The 17,219-nt window shown below is 70.5% G+C and carries 19 protein-coding genes; 18 read left to right on the forward strand and 1 reads right to left on the reverse strand.

Annotated elements, in window-relative coordinates; all coding sequences use genetic code 11:
• Positions 1 to 59: 59 nt before the first annotated feature.
• The 14 genes from glyA to ACGFX4_RS01245 all read left to right on the forward strand — a co-directional run bounded on the left by glyA (position 60) and on the right by ACGFX4_RS01245 (position 12,961).
• A complete protein-coding gene (glyA, locus tag ACGFX4_RS01180; protein WP_393069163.1) occupies positions 60 to 1,322 on the forward strand; it encodes a serine hydroxymethyltransferase in 1,263 nt (420 codons plus the stop codon).
• Positions 1,323 to 1,482: 160 nt separating this feature from the next.
• Positions 1,483 to 2,823: an MraY family glycosyltransferase gene (locus ACGFX4_RS01185; RefSeq protein WP_393069165.1), complete on the forward strand. Its 1,341-nt coding sequence runs from the start codon at positions 1,483 to 1,485 to the stop codon at positions 2,821 to 2,823.
• 205 nt (positions 2,824 to 3,028) lie between these two features.
• A complete protein-coding gene (locus ACGFX4_RS01190) occupies positions 3,029 to 3,460 on the forward strand; it encodes a hypothetical protein (protein ID WP_345698983.1) in 432 nt (143 codons plus the stop codon).
• A gap of 265 nt (positions 3,461 to 3,725) precedes the next feature.
• Positions 3,726 to 4,556 (forward strand): F0F1 ATP synthase subunit A, encoded by an 831-nt coding sequence (gene atpB, locus ACGFX4_RS01195; RefSeq protein ID WP_393069167.1) that lies wholly within the window; start codon positions 3,726 to 3,728, stop codon positions 4,554 to 4,556.
• Positions 4,557 to 4,638: 82 nt separating this feature from the next.
• The gene (gene atpE / locus ACGFX4_RS01200) at positions 4,639 to 4,875 is read left to right on the forward strand and encodes an ATP synthase F0 subunit C (protein ID WP_345698985.1); all 237 of its coding nucleotides are present in this window, start codon (positions 4,639 to 4,641) and stop codon (positions 4,873 to 4,875) included.
• Between the two features lie 38 nt (positions 4,876 to 4,913).
• On the forward strand, positions 4,914 to 5,471 hold the full coding sequence (locus ACGFX4_RS01205; RefSeq protein WP_345698986.1) for a F0F1 ATP synthase subunit B: 558 nt from the start codon (positions 4,914 to 4,916) through the stop codon (positions 5,469 to 5,471).
• Positions 5,468 to 6,283: a F0F1 ATP synthase subunit delta gene (locus ACGFX4_RS01210; protein ID WP_345698987.1), complete on the forward strand. Its 816-nt coding sequence runs from the start codon at positions 5,468 to 5,470 to the stop codon at positions 6,281 to 6,283. Before ACGFX4_RS01205 ends, ACGFX4_RS01210 begins: the two co-directional genes overlap by 4 nt.
• Positions 6,284 to 6,438: 155 nt before the next feature.
• Entirely contained in the window at positions 6,439 to 8,013 is a 1,575-nt protein-coding gene (atpA, locus tag ACGFX4_RS01215) for a F0F1 ATP synthase subunit alpha (protein WP_345698988.1), read from the forward strand.
• A 32-nt stretch (positions 8,014 to 8,045) separates the two neighbouring features.
• Positions 8,046 to 8,960 carry a F0F1 ATP synthase subunit gamma gene (locus tag ACGFX4_RS01220; protein ID WP_393069169.1) on the forward strand — a complete coding sequence of 305 codons (915 nt, stop codon included), beginning with the start codon at positions 8,046 to 8,048 and terminating at the stop codon, positions 8,958 to 8,960.
• 2 nt (positions 8,961 to 8,962) lie between these two features.
• Positions 8,963 to 10,408 carry a F0F1 ATP synthase subunit beta gene (gene atpD, locus ACGFX4_RS01225; protein WP_393069172.1) on the forward strand — a complete coding sequence of 482 codons (1,446 nt, stop codon included), beginning with the start codon at positions 8,963 to 8,965 and terminating at the stop codon, positions 10,406 to 10,408.
• A 207-nt stretch (positions 10,409 to 10,615) separates the two neighbouring features.
• A complete protein-coding gene (locus ACGFX4_RS01230; protein ID WP_393069174.1) occupies positions 10,616 to 10,999 on the forward strand; it encodes a F0F1 ATP synthase subunit epsilon in 384 nt (127 codons plus the stop codon).
• A 136-nt stretch (positions 11,000 to 11,135) separates the two neighbouring features.
• The gene (locus tag ACGFX4_RS01235) at positions 11,136 to 11,636 is read left to right on the forward strand and encodes a DUF2550 domain-containing protein (protein ID WP_345698992.1); all 501 of its coding nucleotides are present in this window, start codon (positions 11,136 to 11,138) and stop codon (positions 11,634 to 11,636) included.
• 109 nt (positions 11,637 to 11,745) lie between these two features.
• The gene (locus ACGFX4_RS01240) at positions 11,746 to 12,375 is read left to right on the forward strand and encodes a Uma2 family endonuclease (protein ID WP_393069176.1); all 630 of its coding nucleotides are present in this window, start codon (positions 11,746 to 11,748) and stop codon (positions 12,373 to 12,375) included.
• 13 nt (positions 12,376 to 12,388) lie between these two features.
• Positions 12,389 to 12,961 carry a cob(I)yrinic acid a,c-diamide adenosyltransferase gene (locus ACGFX4_RS01245; protein ID WP_393069177.1) on the forward strand — a complete coding sequence of 191 codons (573 nt, stop codon included), beginning with the start codon at positions 12,389 to 12,391 and terminating at the stop codon, positions 12,959 to 12,961.
• On the opposite strand, the gene ACGFX4_RS01250 is transcribed toward ACGFX4_RS01245, so the two are convergent.
• Positions 12,958 to 13,482 (reverse strand): hypothetical protein, encoded by a 525-nt coding sequence (locus ACGFX4_RS01250; RefSeq protein ID WP_393069179.1) that lies wholly within the window; start codon positions 13,480 to 13,482, stop codon positions 12,958 to 12,960. The genes ACGFX4_RS01245 and ACGFX4_RS01250 overlap by 4 nt on opposite strands.
• Before the next feature lie 134 nt (positions 13,483 to 13,616).
• Here ACGFX4_RS01250 and ACGFX4_RS01255 point away from each other — a divergent pair, with 134 nt between their 5' ends.
• The 4 genes from ACGFX4_RS01255 to ACGFX4_RS01270 all read left to right on the forward strand — a co-directional run bounded on the left by ACGFX4_RS01255 (position 13,617) and on the right by ACGFX4_RS01270 (position 17,179).
• Complete coding sequence (locus ACGFX4_RS01255; RefSeq protein ID WP_393069181.1) at positions 13,617 to 14,798, forward strand: sensor histidine kinase; 1,182 nt, start codon at positions 13,617 to 13,619, stop codon at positions 14,796 to 14,798.
• Positions 14,795 to 15,451, forward strand: a complete 657-nt coding sequence (locus ACGFX4_RS01260) for a response regulator (protein WP_393069182.1) — start codon at positions 14,795 to 14,797, stop codon at positions 15,449 to 15,451. Before ACGFX4_RS01255 ends, ACGFX4_RS01260 begins: the two co-directional genes overlap by 4 nt.
• A gap of 237 nt (positions 15,452 to 15,688) precedes the next feature.
• Positions 15,689 to 16,555, forward strand: a complete 867-nt coding sequence (locus tag ACGFX4_RS01265; RefSeq protein ID WP_345698997.1) for a 3-hydroxyacyl-CoA dehydrogenase family protein — start codon at positions 15,689 to 15,691, stop codon at positions 16,553 to 16,555.
• Positions 16,556 to 16,843: 288 nt separating this feature from the next.
• Complete coding sequence (locus tag ACGFX4_RS01270; RefSeq protein ID WP_345698998.1) at positions 16,844 to 17,179, forward strand: STAS domain-containing protein; 336 nt, start codon at positions 16,844 to 16,846, stop codon at positions 17,177 to 17,179.
• Positions 17,180 to 17,219 lie beyond the last annotated feature (40 nt).

A 17,219-nucleotide genomic window follows, 5' to 3' on the forward strand; every position in this document is an offset into this window, starting at 1 on the left:
CGGGGGTGCGGTCATACGCTGGAGAGTGCCCTGCCCCGCCGCTGCCCGGGAGCCACGCGATGACGGTCACCGATGCCGTGCCGACCCACTGGGAGGCCTCCGCGGCCCTGCGCCGGGCCGATCCGCTGGTCGCCGACCTGCTCTCGGCGGAGGCCGAGCGCCGCGCCGAGAGCCTGCAACTGCTGGCCGGCGAGAACCTCACCAGCCCGGCCGTGCTGGCCGCGCTGGCCGGCCCGCTGATCGACAAGTACGCCGAGGGCTACCCCGGCCAGCGCCACCACACCGGGTGCGCCCCGGCCGACACGGTGGAGCTGCTCGCGGTCGACCGGGCCCGCCAGCTGTTCGCCGCCCCGCACGCCAACGTCCAGGCCCGCTCCGGCACTTCGGCCATGCTGGCGGCCTACGCGGCGCTGCTGCGGCCCGGCGACACGGTGCTGGCGATGTCGCTGGAGCACGGCGGCCACCTGAGCGCCGGCTCCCGGTCCAACTTCTCCGGCCGCTGGTTCGACTTCGTCGGCTACGGCGTGCGGGAGGAGGACGGGCTGATCGACCTGGAGCAGGTCCGGGAGCTGGCCCACCGGCACCGCCCGAAGGCGATCATCGCGGGCGGCATCTCCTACCCCCGGCACGTGGACTGGGCGGCCTTCCGGCAGATCGCCGACGAGGTGGACGCCTACCTGATCGCCTCCGCCGCGCAGACCATCGGCCTGGTCGCGGCCGGCGCCGCGCCCTCCCCGGTGCCGTACGCGGACGTCACGGTGGCCGCCACCCACAAGCTGCTGCGCGGCCCGCGCGGCGGGCTGCTGCTGTGCGGGAACGAGCTGGCCGGCCGGATCGACCGGGCGGTGTTCCCGTTCACCCAGGGCGGCGCGGCGATGAACGAGGTGGCCGGCAAGGCGGTCGCGCTGGCCCAGGCGGGCACCCCGGAGTTCACCGCGTACATCCGCCGGGCGGTGAGCGGCGCCCGGGCGCTGGCCGCCGCCCTGGCCGCGGCCGGGGCCAGGCCCACCACCGGCGGCACCGACACCCACCTGGTCGCCGCCGACGTCTCGCCGCTCGGGCTGAGCGGCATCGAGGCCGAGCGGCGCTGCGCGGCGGCCGGGCTGATGCTCGGCAAGTGCGCGCTGCCGTTCGACCCCTCGCCGCCCACCGAGGCGTCCGGGATCCGGCTGGGCACCGGCACGGCGGCCGCCCAGGGGATGGGGGAGGAGGAGCTGGCCGAGGTCGGCGCGCTGCTCGGACAGCTGCTCGCCTCCGGCCCCGACGTGCGGATCCGCACCCGGGTGCAGGAGCTGGCCCGGGCTTTCGCGGGCCGCCGCTGAGGGCGGATCCGGCATGGCCGCCCGCCGAGGCGAACCGCGATGCGCGCCCGGTGCGTCCGAGTCAATAAGGTGTGCTCCGTGGCGACGCACCTCGAACCTCGAACCCGCGCGGGAGTACCCTGCGTACTCGACCGTCGGACCGTGACCAGGGAGGCCAGTGGTGCGTGAGTATCTGCTGGTCCTGTTCGTGTCCGCGGCGGTGACCTACCTGCTGGTCAGCCCGGTGCGGAAGTTCGCCATCGCGGCCGGCGCGATGCCGGCGGTGCGCGCCCGTGACGTCCACCGCGAGCCCACCCCGCGGCTCGGCGGGATCGCGATGTTCGGCGGCCTGCTGGCCGGCCTGCTCACCGCCTCGCAGCTCACCAACCTCGGCCGGCTGTTCGAGCAGACCGGCGACGTGAAGGCGCTGCTCTCCGGCGCCGGGATCATGTTCGTGCTGGGCGTCCTGGACGACAAGTGGGGCGTGGACGCCCTGGTCAAGCTGGGTGGCCAGATGGTGGCCGCCGGTGTGATGGTCTGGCAGGGCGTGACGGTGATCTCCATCCCGGTGCCCGGCTACGGCCAGGTCGCGCTCACCCCGACCCAGGGCATGCTGATCGCGGTCGCGCTGGTCGTCGTCATGGTCAACGCGGTCAACTTCATCGACGGCCTGGACGGCCTGGCGGCGGGCATGGTCTGCATCGCCGCGATGGCCTTCTTCCTGTACTCGTACCGGCTCTGGCTCGGGTACGGGATCAACGACGCCGCGCCCGCCGCCCTCTTCTCGGCGGTGCTGATCGGGATGTGCCTGGGCTTCCTGCCGCACAACCTGCACCCGGCGCGGATCTTCATGGGCGACTCCGGCTCGATGATGCTCGGTCTGATGCTGGCGGTCAGCGCGATCTCCATCACCGGCCGCGTCGACCCCGACCTGGTGACCTCGCAGACCGGTTCGCGGACCGCCACCGTGCACGCCCTGGTGCCGATCTACATCCCGCTGGTGCTGCCGCTGACCGTGATCGCGCTGCCGCTGGCCGACCTGCTGCTGGCCGTGGTCCGCCGCACCTGGGCGGGCAAGTCGCCGTTCGCCGCGGACAAGCAGCACCTGCACCACCGGCTGCTGGAGGTCGGGCACTCGCACAGCCGGGCCGTGCTGATCATGTACTTCTGGGCCGCGCTGATCGCCTTCGGCGCGGTCGCGGTCTCGGTGACCAACACCGGCCGGACGGTGGTGCTCACGATGGCCGGGCTCTGCCTGGTCGGCATCGCGGTGCTGCTGATGCCGCGGTTCCGTCCGCAGGCCCCCAAGGCCGTCCAGCCCTTCGTCCCGCCCCGCTACCGCCAGGGCGATCCGGCACCGGCCACCGAGGCCCCCGCGGCCGCCGAGGCCCCCGCGGCCGCCGTCGGGGCCGCCGAGGAGACCCCCGCGATGGCCGAGCTGTCGGCGGACGACAAGGCGCTGCTCGGGCGGATCGGGACCGGCGCGACCGCGGTCGGTTCGCGCCCCGATCCGAAGAGCTGACCGTACGTCAAACCCGTTCGCCCGTACGGCGGCACTGTTGGGCCTACGGTGTGACAGGTACCACACGTTCATGGTAAAGCTCTCATCAAATAGTTTGTGATACCGTTCACGAGTACCGAGAGCACGCCGAAGACCTCTAAGGCCGGCCCTTCGCTTCTCGGCCTGCCTCCCCCCGCCACTACGACATGCCGCCGGAGTTGCCGACATGCCGTCCCACGACGCCCGAATCCTTCGCGGCGCCGCGATCCCCACTGCGGTCGCCGGACTGATCGCCGTTGCGATCGCCACCGCTGTTGCGGGCTCCAAGGGGCTGATCGGCGCGCTTCTCGCGACGTTGGTGGTGATGGGCTTCTTCAGCTTCGGCCAGGTCGCCCTCGACCGGCTCACCCGCAACAACCCGCAGATGATGATGGCCGCCGGACTGCTGGTCTACACCACGCAGATCCTGCTGATCGCCATCGTGCTCGCGGTGTTCAAGAACACCTCGCTCTTCGACACCAAGGTGTTCGGCTTCACGCTGCTCGGCTGCGCTCTGATCTGGACGGGCTTCCAGGTGCGAGGCGCGATGAAGGCGAAGATGTACTACGTCCAGCCCGACGAACGCGACGACAAGCCCAAATCCGGGCGTCAACCGTGAGTGGGGCGCACTGTCCCCCTCGCGAGGGGGGCGGTGTTTATGCCCTCCTGACGGGCTGCTATCGTCCGTCGCAACAACGAAGTGCGGGATGCGGCCAGACTCGTCCGACGATCGGACGGATCGCCCCCCGACTTCGCCAAGCTTTCGAAGATCCCGCGGCACTCAGTGGAGCCGCGCCGGGTCCGGGAGAAATCCAACAAGTTCCAGTGCCGTTCAGTGGCCGCCGCGCCGCGCCGACACACCGAGGTTGCCGTAACCATGCGTCATGACGAAGGAGTCCGTGGTGGGTACTGAGCTCAGGTTGCTCGCCTCTGGCAGCTGCCACTTCAATGACGCCGGCTGCGGTTTCCCCGCTCCTGGTCTGAACGAGTTCCAGTTCGAGCCGATCTTCACGGTCGGCGGCGTCGAGTTCAACAAGCCGATGCTGCTGTCGATGATCGTCGCCGTCCTGGTGGTGCTCTTCTTCTGGGCCTCCTTCGCCAAGCCGAAGCTGGTCCCCGGCAAGCTGCAGCTGGTCGGCGAGATCGGCTACGACTTCGTCAAGCGCAGCATCGTGCTGGAGACGATCGGCAAGAAGGGCGAGAAGTACGTCCCGATGCTGGTCTCGATGTTCTTCTTCATCTGGCTGATGAACATCATGTCGATCATCCCGTTCGCGCAGTTCCCGGTGACGGCGGCGATCGCGTTCCCGGCCGGCCTCGCAGCCGTGGTCTGGGTCACCTACATGGGTCTGACCTTCAAGAAGCACGGCTTCGTCGGCGGAATGAAGAACCTCTGCTGGCCGTCCGGCATCCCCGGCTGGGTCATGTTCATCCTGGTGCCGATCGAGTTCTTCTCGAACATCTTCGTGCGCCCCTTCACGCTCGCGGTCCGAGCCTTCGCGAACATGTTCGCCGGCCACCTGCTGATCGTGATGTTCTCCATCGCCTCCTGGTACCTGCTCAGCCCGAGCCTCGGCGCGCTCTACGGCTCGGTCTCCTTCGTGGTGGCCGCCGGCCTGACCGCCTTCGAGCTGCTGGTCCAGTTCCTGCAGGCCTACATCTTCGTGATGCTGGCCAGCAGCTACATCGCTGGTGCCCTGGAAGAGGCGCACTGAGCCCCGCAGCCCCGGCTGCGCACCGAGAAACGTCCGGTGGCCAACCACCACCGGTTCACATCCCCGCAAAGGACACACTGCAATGAGCATGCTCGCTGAGGGCGTCGTCGGTTCCATCGCCTCCGTCGGTTACGGCCTCGCCGCGATCGGCCCGGGCATCGGTGTCGGTCTGATCTTCGGCAACGGCGTCCAGGCCATGGCCCGTCAGCCCGAGGCCGCCGGCCTCATCCGCTCCAACATGTTCATCGGCTTCGCGCTGACCGAGGCGCTGGCCCTCATCGGCATCGTCATGCCGTTCGTCTTCGGCACCGGCTCCTGATCACCCTGCCGTAGACCGCTTTCGAGGAAGGTCCAGATATGAACATCGCGGCTCAGCTCGCGGAGGAGGGGGAGAAGATGAACCCCCTGCTCCCCGCGTGGCCCGAGATCATCATCGGCCTGCTCTGCTTCTTCATCGTCTTCGGCATTCTCGGCAAGAAGCTCCTCCCCAGCATCGAGAAGGTGCTGGGGGAGCGTCGGGACGCGATCGAGGGCGGCATGGAGCGCGCGCAGGCTGCCCAGGCCGAGGCCCAGGCCCTGCTGGAGCAGTACCGTGCCGAGCTCGCCGAGGCCCGTCACGAGGCCGCTCGGATCACCGAGCACGCCCGTGAGCAGGGCGCTGCCCTGATCGCCGAGATGCGCGAGGAGGGCCAGCGCCAGCGCGAGGCCATCGTCGCCGCCGGCCACGCCCAGATCGAGGCCGACAAGAAGCAGGCGACCGCCGCCCTGCGCCAGGACGTGGGTTCGCTGGCCTCCCAGCTGGCCTCCCGCATCGTGGGTGAGTCCCTCGAGGACCACGCGCGGCAGAGTGGCGTCATCGACCGCTTCCTCGGCGAGCTCGAGGCCAAGGCCGCTGCTTCGGCGGGCGCCAAGTGATCGGCGCCAGCCGCGAGGCCCTGGCCGCCGGTCGCGACAACCTCGAGAGCCTGACCGACAACACCTCGGTGGACGCGGCCAAGCTCGCCGAGGAGCTCGCTGCCGTCACCACGCTGCTGGACCGCGAGGTCTCGCTGCGCCGGGTGCTGACCGACCCCTCGCGGTCCGGTCAGGACAAGGCCCAGCTGGTGGCGTCGCTGCTGTCCGGCCAGGTCTCCGGCGAGACCGTCGACCTGGTCTCCGGCCTGGTCCGCTCCCGCTGGTCCGGCGCCCGTGACCTGGTCGACGCGGTCGAGGAGCTCGGCGCCTACGCCGAGGTCGTCGCCGCCGACAAGGCGGGCACGCTGGACGACGTCGAGGACGAGCTGTTCCGGTTCGGCCGCGTGGTCAGTGGTTCGCACGAGCTGCGTTCCGCGCTGACCGAGCCGAAGGCCGGCACCGCCGCCAAGGCGGAGCTGATCAAGAAGCTGCTCGGTGGCCGCGCCAACGCCGGCACCGTCCGCCTCGTCACCAGCCTGGTCACCAACCCGCGTGGCCGTAGCCTGGAAGGTGGGCTGGAGGCCTACTCCAAGCTCGCCGCCGCCCGTCGCGGCCGCGTGGTGGCCCTGGTCACCACCGCGATCCCGCTGTCGGACCGGCAGAAGGAGCGGCTCTCGGTCGCTCTGGCCGGCCTGTACGGGCGCCAGGTCCACCTGAACATCGACGTCGACCCCGCGGTCGCTGGCGGTGTCCGGGTGCAGATCGGCGACGAGATCATCGACGGTACCGTCGCGAGCCGCCTCGAGGGCGCTCGCCAGGGCCTCGAAGGCTGAGCACCAAGCATCATCCGACCCTCGGTCGGGCGTCGGTTCACACCGTGTGAGCCGGCAAATCGTACGGCCGGTTCAACAGACCCGGCCGAGAGTCGAGTACTTGCGGCCCTCAATGGCGGGCCGAGGATCGCAAACTAGGAGAGCAGGGAAGCCTGATGGCGGAGCTTACGATCCGTCCGGAGGAGATCCGGGACGCGCTGGCCGACTTTGTCCAGTCGTACCAGCCGGACGCGGCCTCGCGTGAAGAGGTCGGCACGGTCACCGAGGCCATGGACGGTATCGCCAAGGTCGAGGGCCTTCCCTCGGTCATGGCCAACGAGCTGCTGAAGTTCGAGGACGGCACCCTCGGCCTCGCGCTGAACCTCGACACCCGCGAGATCGGTGTCGTCGTCCTCGGTGAGTTCTCGGGCATCGAGGAGGGCCAGACGGTGCAGCGCACCGGCGAGGTCCTCTCCGTCCCGGTCGGCGACGGCTACCTCGGCCGCGTCGTGGACCCGCTGGGCAACGCGATCGACGGCCTCGGCGAGATCGCCACCACCGGCCGCCGCGCCCTCGAGCTGCAGGCCCCCGGCGTCATGGTCCGCAAGTCGGTGCACGAGCCGATGCAGACCGGCATCAAGGCCATCGACGCGATGACCCCGATCGGCCGCGGCCAGCGCCAGCTGATCATCGGCGACCGCCAGACCGGCAAGACCGCCGTTGCGATCGACACGATCATCAACCAGCGCGACAACTGGCGCTCGGGCGACCCGAAGAAGCAGGTCCGCTGCATCTACGTCGCCGTGGGCCAGAAGGGCTCCACCATCGCGTCCGTCCGCGGCGCCCTGGAGGAGGCCGGCGCGCTGGAGTACACCACCATCGTGGCTGCTCCCGCCTCCGACCCGGCCGGCTTCAAGTACCTCGCCCCGTACACCGGTTCGGCCATCGGCCAGGAGTGGATGTACGACGGCAAGCACGTCCTGATCATCTTCGACGACCTGTCGAAGCAGGCCGAGGCCTACCGCTCCGTCTCCCTGCTGCTCCGCCGCCCGCCGGGCCGCGAGGCCTACCCGGGTGACGTCTTCTACCTGCACTCCCGCCTGCTGGAGCGCTGCGCGAAGCTCTCCGACGAGCTGGGCGCCGGCTCGATGACCGGTCTGCCGATCATCGAGACCAAGGCCAACGACGTCTCGGCGTACATCCCGACCAACGTCATCTCCATCACCGACGGCCAGTGCTTCCTGGAGTCCGACCTGTTCAACGCCGGCATCCGCCCGGCCGTGAACGTCGGCATCTCGGTCTCCCGCGTCGGTGGCTCCGCCCAGATCAAGGCCATGAAGTCGGTCGCCGGCCGCCTGCGCCTGGACCTGGCCCAGTACCGCGAGCTGGAGGCGTTCGCCGCCTTCGGTTCCGACCTGGACCCGGCCTCCAAGGCCCAGCTGGAGCGCGGCGCCCGCATGGTCGAGCTGCTGAAGCAGGGTCAGTACCAGCCGTTCCCGGTCGAGGAGCAGGTCGTCTCCATCTGGGCCGGCACCACCGGCAAGCTGGACGACGTCCCGGTCGCCGAGATCCGCCGCTTCGAGCGCGAGTTCCTCGACCACCTGCGCCTGGAGCACAAGGGCATCCTCGCCGGCATCGTCGAGACCCAGAAGCTCGAGGACGGCACCATCGACGCGCTGACCAGCGCGATCGAGGGCTTCAAGCAGGGCTTCACCACGGCTGACGGCAAGCTCCTGTCCGAGCAGGCCTGAGTCCGGTAACGAGGGAAAGGACGTAACGACCCATGGGAGCACAGCTTCGGGTCTACAAGCGCCGGATCCGCTCTGTCACCGCGACGAAGAAGATCACCAAGGCGATGGAGATGATCTCCGCGTCGCGCATCGTCAAGGCGCAGCGCGCGGTGGCCGCCTCCACTCCGTACGCCGATGAGCTCACCCGGGCGGTGACGGCGGTGGCCACCCGGTCCAACGCCAAGCACCCGCTCACCACCGAGAACCCGCAGGCCACCAAGGCCGCCGTCCTGCTGATCACGGCGGACCGCGGCCTGGCCGGCGGCTACTCGACCAACGCCATCAAGCAGGCGGTCGCGCTCAGCGCGAAGCTTCGCGAAGAGGGCAAGGACGTGGTGACCTACATCGTCGGCCGCAAGGGCGTCTCGTACTACAACTTCCGCAACCTTGAGGTCGCGGGGTCGTACACGGGGTTCTCCGACAAGCCGACCTACGGTGACGCCAAGGCCGTCGCGGTCGAGCTGATCGAGGCCTTCACCGCGGAGACCGGCGGTGTGGACGAGCTGCACCTGGTGTCGACCAAGTTCGAGTCGATGCTGACGCAGACCGCCCAGGACGCCCGGCTGCTGCCGCTGAAGCTCGACGAGGTCGAGCTCAGCGACGCCAGCAAGGCGAAGAACCAGATCTTCCCGCTGTACGACTTCGAGCCGTCGGCGGAGGGTGTTCTGGACGCGCTGCTGCCGCGGTACGTCGAGAGCCGGATCTACAACGCGCTGCTGCAGTCGGCCGCTTCCGAGCACGCCGCCCGCCGCCGCGCGATGAAGAGCGCGACGGACAACGCCGGCGAGCTCATCAAGTCGCTCACGCGGCTTGCCAACTCGGCCCGTCAGGCCGAGATCACCCAGGAAATCAGCGAGATCGTCGGCGGCGCCAACGCCCTCGCCGACGCTAGCCGCGGGAGCGAATGAGTATGACCACCACTGTTGAGCCGACCACGGCGACGGGCCGCGTCGCGCGGGTCATCGGCCCGGTCGTCGACGTGGAGTTCCCCGTCGACGCGATTCCCGACATGTTCAACGCCCTGCACGTCGAGGTGGACAACCCCGACGGCACGGGCAAGAAGACCCTGACCCTCGAGGTTGCCCAGCACCTCGGCGACGGCCTGGTCCGCGGCATCTCGATGCAGCCGACCGACGGCCTGGTCCGTGGCGCCCAGGTCTCCGACACCGGTGCGGCCATCTCCGTGCCGGTCGGCCAGATCACCAAGGGCAAGGTGTTCAACGCCCTCGGTGAGGTGCTGAACGTCGACAAGGCCGAGTTCGAGGCCCAGGTCGAGGTCAAGTGGCCGATCCACCGCAAGGCGCCGAACTTCGCGGACCTCGAGTCGAAGACCGAGATGTTCGAGACCGGCATCAAGGTCATCGACCTCCTCACCCCGTACGTGCAGGGTGGCAAGATCGGTCTGTTCGGTGGTGCCGGTGTCGGCAAGACCGTTCTGATCCAGGAGATGATCTACCGCGTCGCCGAGAACTTCGGTGGTGTGTCGGTGTTCGCCGGTGTCGGCGAGCGCACCCGTGAGGGCAACGACCTCATCCACGAGATGGTGGACTCCGGCGTTCTGGACAAGACCGCGCTGGTCTTCGGCCAGATGGACGAGCCCCCGGGCACCCGTCTGCGCGTCGCGCTCTCCGCGCTGACCATGGCGGAGTACTTCCGTGACGTGGAGCAGCAGGACGTGCTCCTCTTCATCGACAACATCTTCCGGTTCACCCAGGCCGGTTCCGAGGTGTCGACCCTGCTCGGCCGTATGCCCTCCGCGGTGGGTTACCAGCCGAACCTGGCCGACGAGATGGGCCTCCTCCAGGAGCGCATCACCTCGACCCGCGGTCACTCGATCACCTCCATGCAGGCGATCTACGTCCCCGCGGACGACCTGACCGACCCGGCGCCGGCCACCACCTTCGCCCACCTGGACGCGACCACCGTTCTGTCGCGCCCGATCTCGGAGAAGGGCATCTACCCGGCCGTCGACCCGCTGGACTCCACGTCCCGCATCCTCGACCCGCGGTACATCGCGCAGACCCACTACGACACGGCCATCCGCGTCAAGGGGATCCTGCAGAAGTACAAGGACCTGCAGGACATCATCGCGATCCTCGGTATCGACGAGCTGTCCGAGGACGACAAGATCACGGTGCACCGCGCCCGTCGCATCGAGCGCTTCCTCTCGCAGAACACCTACGTGGCGAAGCAGTTCACCGGCGTCGACGGCTCGACCGTTCCGCTGTCGGAGACCATCGAGGCGTTCAACGCGATCGCGGACGGCAAGTACGACGCCGTTCCCGAGCAGGCCTTCTTCATGTGCGGTGGCATCGAGGACCTCGAGCGCAACGCCGCCGAGCTGGCCAAGAAGTAATCACCCGGCCGGCTGACGGCTGAACGACCGTGAGGGGTGGTCCCCGTCTCTTGGGGACCACCCCTCATGGCTCGGAAGGGCTGTGATCCCGGTCATTTCCGCGCCCTTGGTTTCATTCCGGGGGCACGGGCCCGTTATTCTTACCGAAACTGTCGGTCGACCCGGCGCCCTGCGTCGAAGAAATCGGCAAGAGCCTAGGAGCCCACGTTGGCTGAGCTGCACGTCGAGCTGGTCGCAGCCGACCGCAAGGTGTGGTCCGGTGCGGCCACCATCGTTGTCGCCCGCACGGCCTCCGGTGACACCGGCATCATGCCGGGCCACACCCCGGTGCTGAGCGTGCTGGAGACCGGTCCGGTCACCATCCGCACCACCGACGGCGGCACCGTCGTCGCGGCGGTGCACGGCGGTTTCATCTCCTTCGCCGAGAACAAGCTCTCGATCCTCGCCGAGATCGCCGAGCTGGCGGACGAGATCGACGTCGCCCGTGCCGAGCGCGCGCTGGAGAACGCCAAGTCCGAGCTCGACGCGCACGCCGAGCGTCGCGCCGAGGTGCGTCTGGTGGCCGCCCGCGGCCTGAAGGCGCACATCTGAACGTAGCTTCACCGACGGTCCCGGGGACGCGTGAGCGTGACCCCGGGACTGTCGTATCAGTTGGTAGGACAGTGCGGTCGCCGGTCCGTCCCGGCGGCCCGCCACGGGGATGAAGGTAGCGAGGAGGTCGGTGAGCATGGTCCTCGCCCTTGTGCTGTGCGCGGTCGTCGTCGCCGTATGCGTGGCCGGCCTGGTCGGATTCGCGGTACGCCGCCGGCTCATCCAGCGGGTGGGCGGCACGTTCGACTGTTCCTACCGCCTCAAAATGCCCGCCGACGCGTCCACGCAGCCCGACCTCGACGAGCACGGACAGCCCACCTCCGCCCCGGTCCCGGTGACCGACGGCAAGGGGTGGGTTTTTGGTATCGGCCGGTACAGCGGCGACTCCATCGAGTGGTTCCGGGTCTTCTCCTACGCGCCGCGGCCCAAGCGGGTGCTGCCCCGCACCGAGATCGAGGTGCTCGGCCGCCGCTACCCCGAGGGCCAGGAGGAGCTCGCCCTGCTCTCCGGCTCCGTCGTCCTGCGCTGCCTCCACAACGGCGCCCCCCTCGAACTCGCCATGAGCGAGGACGCCCTCACCGGCTTCCTCGCCTGGCTCGAAGCCGCACCTCCCGGCCAGCGCGTCAACGTCGCCTGAGCCTCGTCACCCGTTGCGGTGGCGCACCGACGGATCCGCCGCGCGTGCCGGAGTTCGTTGTGCAGACTCGCCTCGGCCGTACAGACTGGGCGGAGGAGGTGGGTTCCGAATGACCGCTCCGGCCCACGACGCAGATCTCGACTTCGACGACGTGCCCGACCTCGACGAGGTGCTGTGGCAGGCGTGGAAGGCCCTCGAACTCTCCGACGGCTTCCGAGCCGAGATCGTGGAGGGGTGCATCGAGGTGTCACCGACTGGCGGAGGCGAGCACGCAACGGTCGCCAACACGTTCCGGCGTGAGCTGGACCGGTTCCTCGCGGGCAGCACGGACGCGGCCTATCAGGACACCAACGTGATCTTCGGCCGCAAGGTCTGGATCCCCGACGTGATGGTCACCTCGGCCGACCTCCGATCGGTTCTCGACAGCGAGAAGCTCGGAGCACTGGCCGACCGGATCGGGCTGATGGTCGAGGTCGTCCCGCCCGGGCACGATGCTCGCAAGCGGGACTTGGTGCGCAAGCGGCGTGCCTACGCGCAGGCGGGGATCCCGGTGTACGTGATCATCGACGACTTCGACGGGGTGGGGCACGTGACCGTGCTGTCCGCGCCCGAGGCCGAGCGGGGCACGTACGAGGCCGAGGTGCGGATGCCGTACGGGACCGAGGTCGTGGTGCCGGCCGGGCCGGCGAAGGGGTTTGTGATCGGCGTCGCAATCACGGGTGAGCCGCGCGGGGCGTGAGTACGCTGCGGGCATGGTGAATCTGACGCGGATCTACACGCGGACCGGGGACGACGGGACGACGGCGCTCGGGGACATGAGCCGGACGACCAAGACGGACCCGAGGCTGGTGGCCTACGCGGACACCAACGAGGCGAACGCGGCGATCGGGGTGGCCATCGCGGCGGGGGCGCTGCCCGAGGACGTGTCGGTGGTGCTGACGCGGATCCAGAACGACCTCTTCGACGTCGGGGCGGACCTGGCGACGCCGGTGGTGGAGGACCCCGAGTACCCGCCGCTGCGGGTGCTGCAGTCGTACATCGACCGGCTGGAGACGGACTGCGACCACTATCTGGAGTCGCTGGAGAAGCTCCGCAGCTTCATCCTGCCCGGCGGCACTGCGGGGGCGGCGTACCTGCACCTGGCGTGCACGGTGGTGCGGCGCGCGGAGCGGGCGACCTGGGCGGCGATCGAGGCGCACGGGGACACCGTCAACCCGCTGACCGCGAAGTACCTGAACCGGCTGTCGGACCTGCTGTTCATCCTGGCGCGGGCGGCCAACAAGGAGCGCGGCGACGTCCTGTGGGTGCCGGGCGAGAACCGCTAGCCGGCCTTCGGGCGCTTGGGGAAGACGGTGTAGCTCGCGGCGATCAGCAGGTTGATGCCGGCGACCAGGGCCATCCGCCGGTACCAGGAGTCGAGGGCGGGGGCGTCGGCGAGGAGCTGGACGGCGGCGATCAGGGCGACCGTGACGGTGCAGGAGAGCAGCGTCAGGCCGAACGTCCGCCACTCGTACGCGGCGCGCTCGCGCCCGTACTTGGGCGGCCGCGGCGGCACGGGGCCGCCGGCCAGGCGGTGCGCGGCGTGGGCGTCGGCCCAGGTGACCAGGCGGTGGCCGTAGGCGACGGAGAAGCCGACGTAGGAGGCGGCCAGGCCGTGCGTCCAGTCGGCGGTGGCACCGCCGCGCAGGTCGGCGACGGTCGCGCCGAGGATCACCAGGTCGACCACCGGCAGCAGCAGGAGCAGCGTGGTGCTCGCCCGGCGCCACGCGAGCACGTACCGGACCACCAGGGCGAGTGCGAGGAGCACCCAGAAGCCGATCTCGCCGGCCACGATCAGGGACACCATGCCCTCGATCCTCGCCGGGGCACGGCCCGGTTGTCGTCGTCGGGTGAGCGGACAGCGGCCTGCAACCTTCGATGTACCCCGCCTCCTCCGGTCGGTCGTCCCGGACCGGGCCGGCGGGTGATGGGATGGGTGGCGTGACGTTCAGCCCCCGTCAGCAGGATTCCGCCATCGCGGCCGCCGGTCTCGCCGCCGGCGTGCTGCTCACCGCCGTCGGCGCGTACGACCGCAACGAGTTGGTCCCGTGGTGGGCCGCACTGATTCCGGTGGTGCTGATGTCGGGGCTGGAGCTGCTGCGGCGCACCCACCCGATCTGGACGGTCTCCGTCGGCGGCGTGGTGTTCGGCGTCGGGGTGTTCTACGGCTCGGTGCTGGCGATGGTGGTGATGTTCACCGACCTGCTGTACGCGGGCGTGCTGTACGGGCCGCCGCGGATGGCGAAGGTCCTGCACCTGACCGGCGGCGCGACCACGGTGGTGCTGTCCGGCCTGACCCTGCTCTACGCGGACGTGTCGAACGCCCTGGTGGTGGCCGGCTTCTGCGGTCTGATCTTCATCGCGCCGGTCTGGACGGCCGACCTGGTCCGCCGCCACCGGGACCGCGCCGAGACGGAGCACCTGCGGGCCGAGCAGACCGCGCTGCTCGCCGAGCTGGACCGGCGCGGTGCGGTGGTCGCCGAGCGCGCCCGGATGGCGCGGGAGCTGCACGACGTGATCGCCAACCACCTGTCGGCGATCGCGATCCACGCGACCGGCGCCCAGTCGCTGGCCCGCCGCCGGCAGCAGCCGGAGGACGACCCGGTGCTGGAGGCGCTCGCGGTGATCCGGGAGAACAGCGTGCTGGGCCTGGCCGAGATGCGCCGAATGATCGGCCTGCTGCGCGAGGAGGAGCCGGACGAGGCGTACGCGGCGCCGCGGCTGGCCGCGCTGGACGTGGTGGTGGCGCAGGCGCGGGCGGCCGGGCGGGAGGCCGGGCTGGGCTTCGAGGTGGTGGAGGAGGGCGAGCGCGGCGAGCTGTCCGCCCCGGTCGAGCTGGCGGCGTACCGGATCGTCCAGGAGTCGCTGACCAACGCCGTGAAGCACGCCGCGCCCGGTACGGTGCGGGTGCGGCTCGGCTACCGCGCCGAGCGGGTGGAGATCACCGCGGAGAGCGCGTACCGGGCCGGTGCGGGCCGCCCGCTGCAGGGCGCGGGCGCCGGGCTGGTCGGGATGGCCGAGCGGGCCCAACTGCTCGGCGGCGAGTTCACCGCGGGCCCGGCGGACGGGGTGTGGCGGGTGCGCGCGGTGCTGCCGCGCGAGACGAAGGAGGGGCGGCCGTGATCCGGGTGCTGGTGGCGGAGGACCAGGCGGCCGTGCGGGCGGCCCTGGTGATGATCCTGCGGGCCGAGGAGGACCTGGAGGTGGTGGGGCAGGCGGCGGACGGCGAGGAGGCCGTACGGCTGGCCCAGGAGCTGCGCCCGGACGTGGTGCTGATGGACATTCAGATGCCGCGGCTGGACGGCGTCTCGGCGACCCGCCGGGTGGTCGCCGGGACGGGCGCGCAGGTGCTGGTGCTGACCACCTTCGACCTGGACGAGTACGTGTGGGGCGCGCTGCGGGCCGGCGCGGCCGGGTTCCTGCTCAAGACCGTCGAGGCGGACGCCCTGGTCGAGGGGGTCCGGACGGTCGCCCGCGGCGACGGCATGCTGGCCCCCTCGGTGACCCGGCGGCTGATCGCCTCCTTCGCCCGCAGCGGGGCCGCGGCGCCGGTCGCCGACCTGTCCGCGCTGACCCCGCGCGAGCGGGAGGTGCTGGGCTGCATCGGCGCGGGCCTGTCCAACGGCCAGATCGCCGCCCGGCTGGAGATGGCCGAGGCCACCACCAAGACCCACGTCAGTCGGATCTTCGCCAAGCTGGAGCTGCGCAGCCGGGTGCAGGCGGCGATCCTCGCCAAGGAGTTCGGCGTCGAGGCGCCCGGGCACCCGGGGGAGTGACCGCCGGAGGGCGGGGGAGCGACTGCCGGCGGCCGCAGGAGTGCCCGTCGGAGGGCGTGGGAGTGACCGCGCTCACGTGATCCGACGGCCCGTCAGGTGACGACGCAGATCACACCCCTGAATGGCACCACAACGGTCCTTCGGGCACTAAAGTCCGGTCCACGAGCGGCGCGGCTCACGGGGGGAGACCCCTGCCCGGGGCCGCGGACTTCGGACGGCACTCGGGAGACCCACGCCATGAGCAACGCTTCGACCCAGCAGATCGCCGTGATCGGCGCCGGCCTGATGGGCGCCGGCATCGCGCAGGTCTCGGCGCAGGCCGGGCACCCCGTGGTGCTGCGCGACGTCACCGACGCCGCCCTGCGGCGCGGCCTGGACGGCATCGAGGCCTCCTACGAGAAGTTCGTCGCCAAGGGCCGGATGACCGCCGAGGAGGCCACCGCGGCGCTCGGCCGGATCACCACCACCACCGACCTCGGCGGGATCTCCGAGGCCGACATCGTGATCGAGGCGGTGTTCGAGAAGCTGGAGGTCAAGGAGGGCGTCTTCCGCGAGCTCGACAAGCTCGCCAAGGACGGCGCGGTGCTCGGCTCCAACACCTCCGCCATCCCGATCACCCGGATCGCCGCCGTCACCGAGCGGCCCGAGGCCGTGGTCGGCGTGCACTTCTTCTCGCCGGTGCCGCTGATGAAGCTGGTCGAGCTGGTCCGCGGCTACAAGACGAGCGACGAGACGCTGGCCCGCGCCCGCGCCTACGCCGAGGGCGTCGGCAAGGAGGTCGTGGTGGTCAACCGCGACGTCGCCGGCTTCGTCACCACCCGCCTGATCACCGCCCTGGTCGTCGAGGCCGCCAAGCTGTACGAGTCGGGCGTCGCCACCGCCGAGGACATCGACACCGCCTGCCGCCTCGGCTTCGGCCACCCGATGGGCCCGCTGCAGACCGCCGACCTGACCGGCGTGGACATCCTGCTGCACGCCGCCCGCAACATCTACGCCGAGACCCAGGACGAGAAGTTCGCCGCGCCGGAGATCATGGCGCGCATGGTCACCGCGGGCGACCTCGGCCGCAAGAGCGGTCGCGGCTTCTACGGCTACCAGGGCTGATCCGCCCGGGTGAGTTTGCTCACGGTCACCCCGCAGACGGGTGATTTGGGCGGTAATCGAGCGTGGGTATGGGAAGTTCCTGCGTATATTCCCTCGGACGGGTGAAGTTGAGGGCCACTCCACCGGGGGGCAGCAACCTGCGGAGTTGGTTCACCGTCAGATGAGGGGGAGACCCACCTGCGGGGCCCCGGGCCGAGGCGACGAACGCCCGCCCGAGCAGGAGCCCGAGCGGGAACCCCTGGGACGGAGCCGCGGAAGACCCGGCAGACGGGCGAGGAGGAGGACAGCGTGCGAATCACCGGCGACCACACCGGCCTGGCCATCGAGGGCCGCCTGGACGTCCGCAGCGCCGCCGACGCCCGCGCCCGTCTGCACGCCGCCGTCGACGGCGGCCAGGGCGACCTCGTCCTGGACCTCGGCCGGCTGGAGTTCTGGGACGCGACCGGACTCGGCGTGATCATGGGCACCCACCGGCGGGCCGGGCGGCTCGGCCGGCGGCTGGTCCTGCGCGCCGTCCCGGTCCAGCTCCAGCGCCTGCTGGTCGCCACCCGCCTGCACCGCATCCTGGCCGTCGAGGGCGCCGTCGCCGACCCCTACGGAAGCACCCTCCCCGCCCTGGGCTGAGCCCCGCCGCGCCCGACCCGCGCCCCACCCTCCGCCGCCC

The organism is Kitasatospora sp. NPDC048365 (assembly GCF_043200835.1).
Taxonomy (GTDB): Bacteria; Actinomycetota; Actinomycetes; order Streptomycetales; family Streptomycetaceae; genus Kitasatospora; species Kitasatospora terrestris.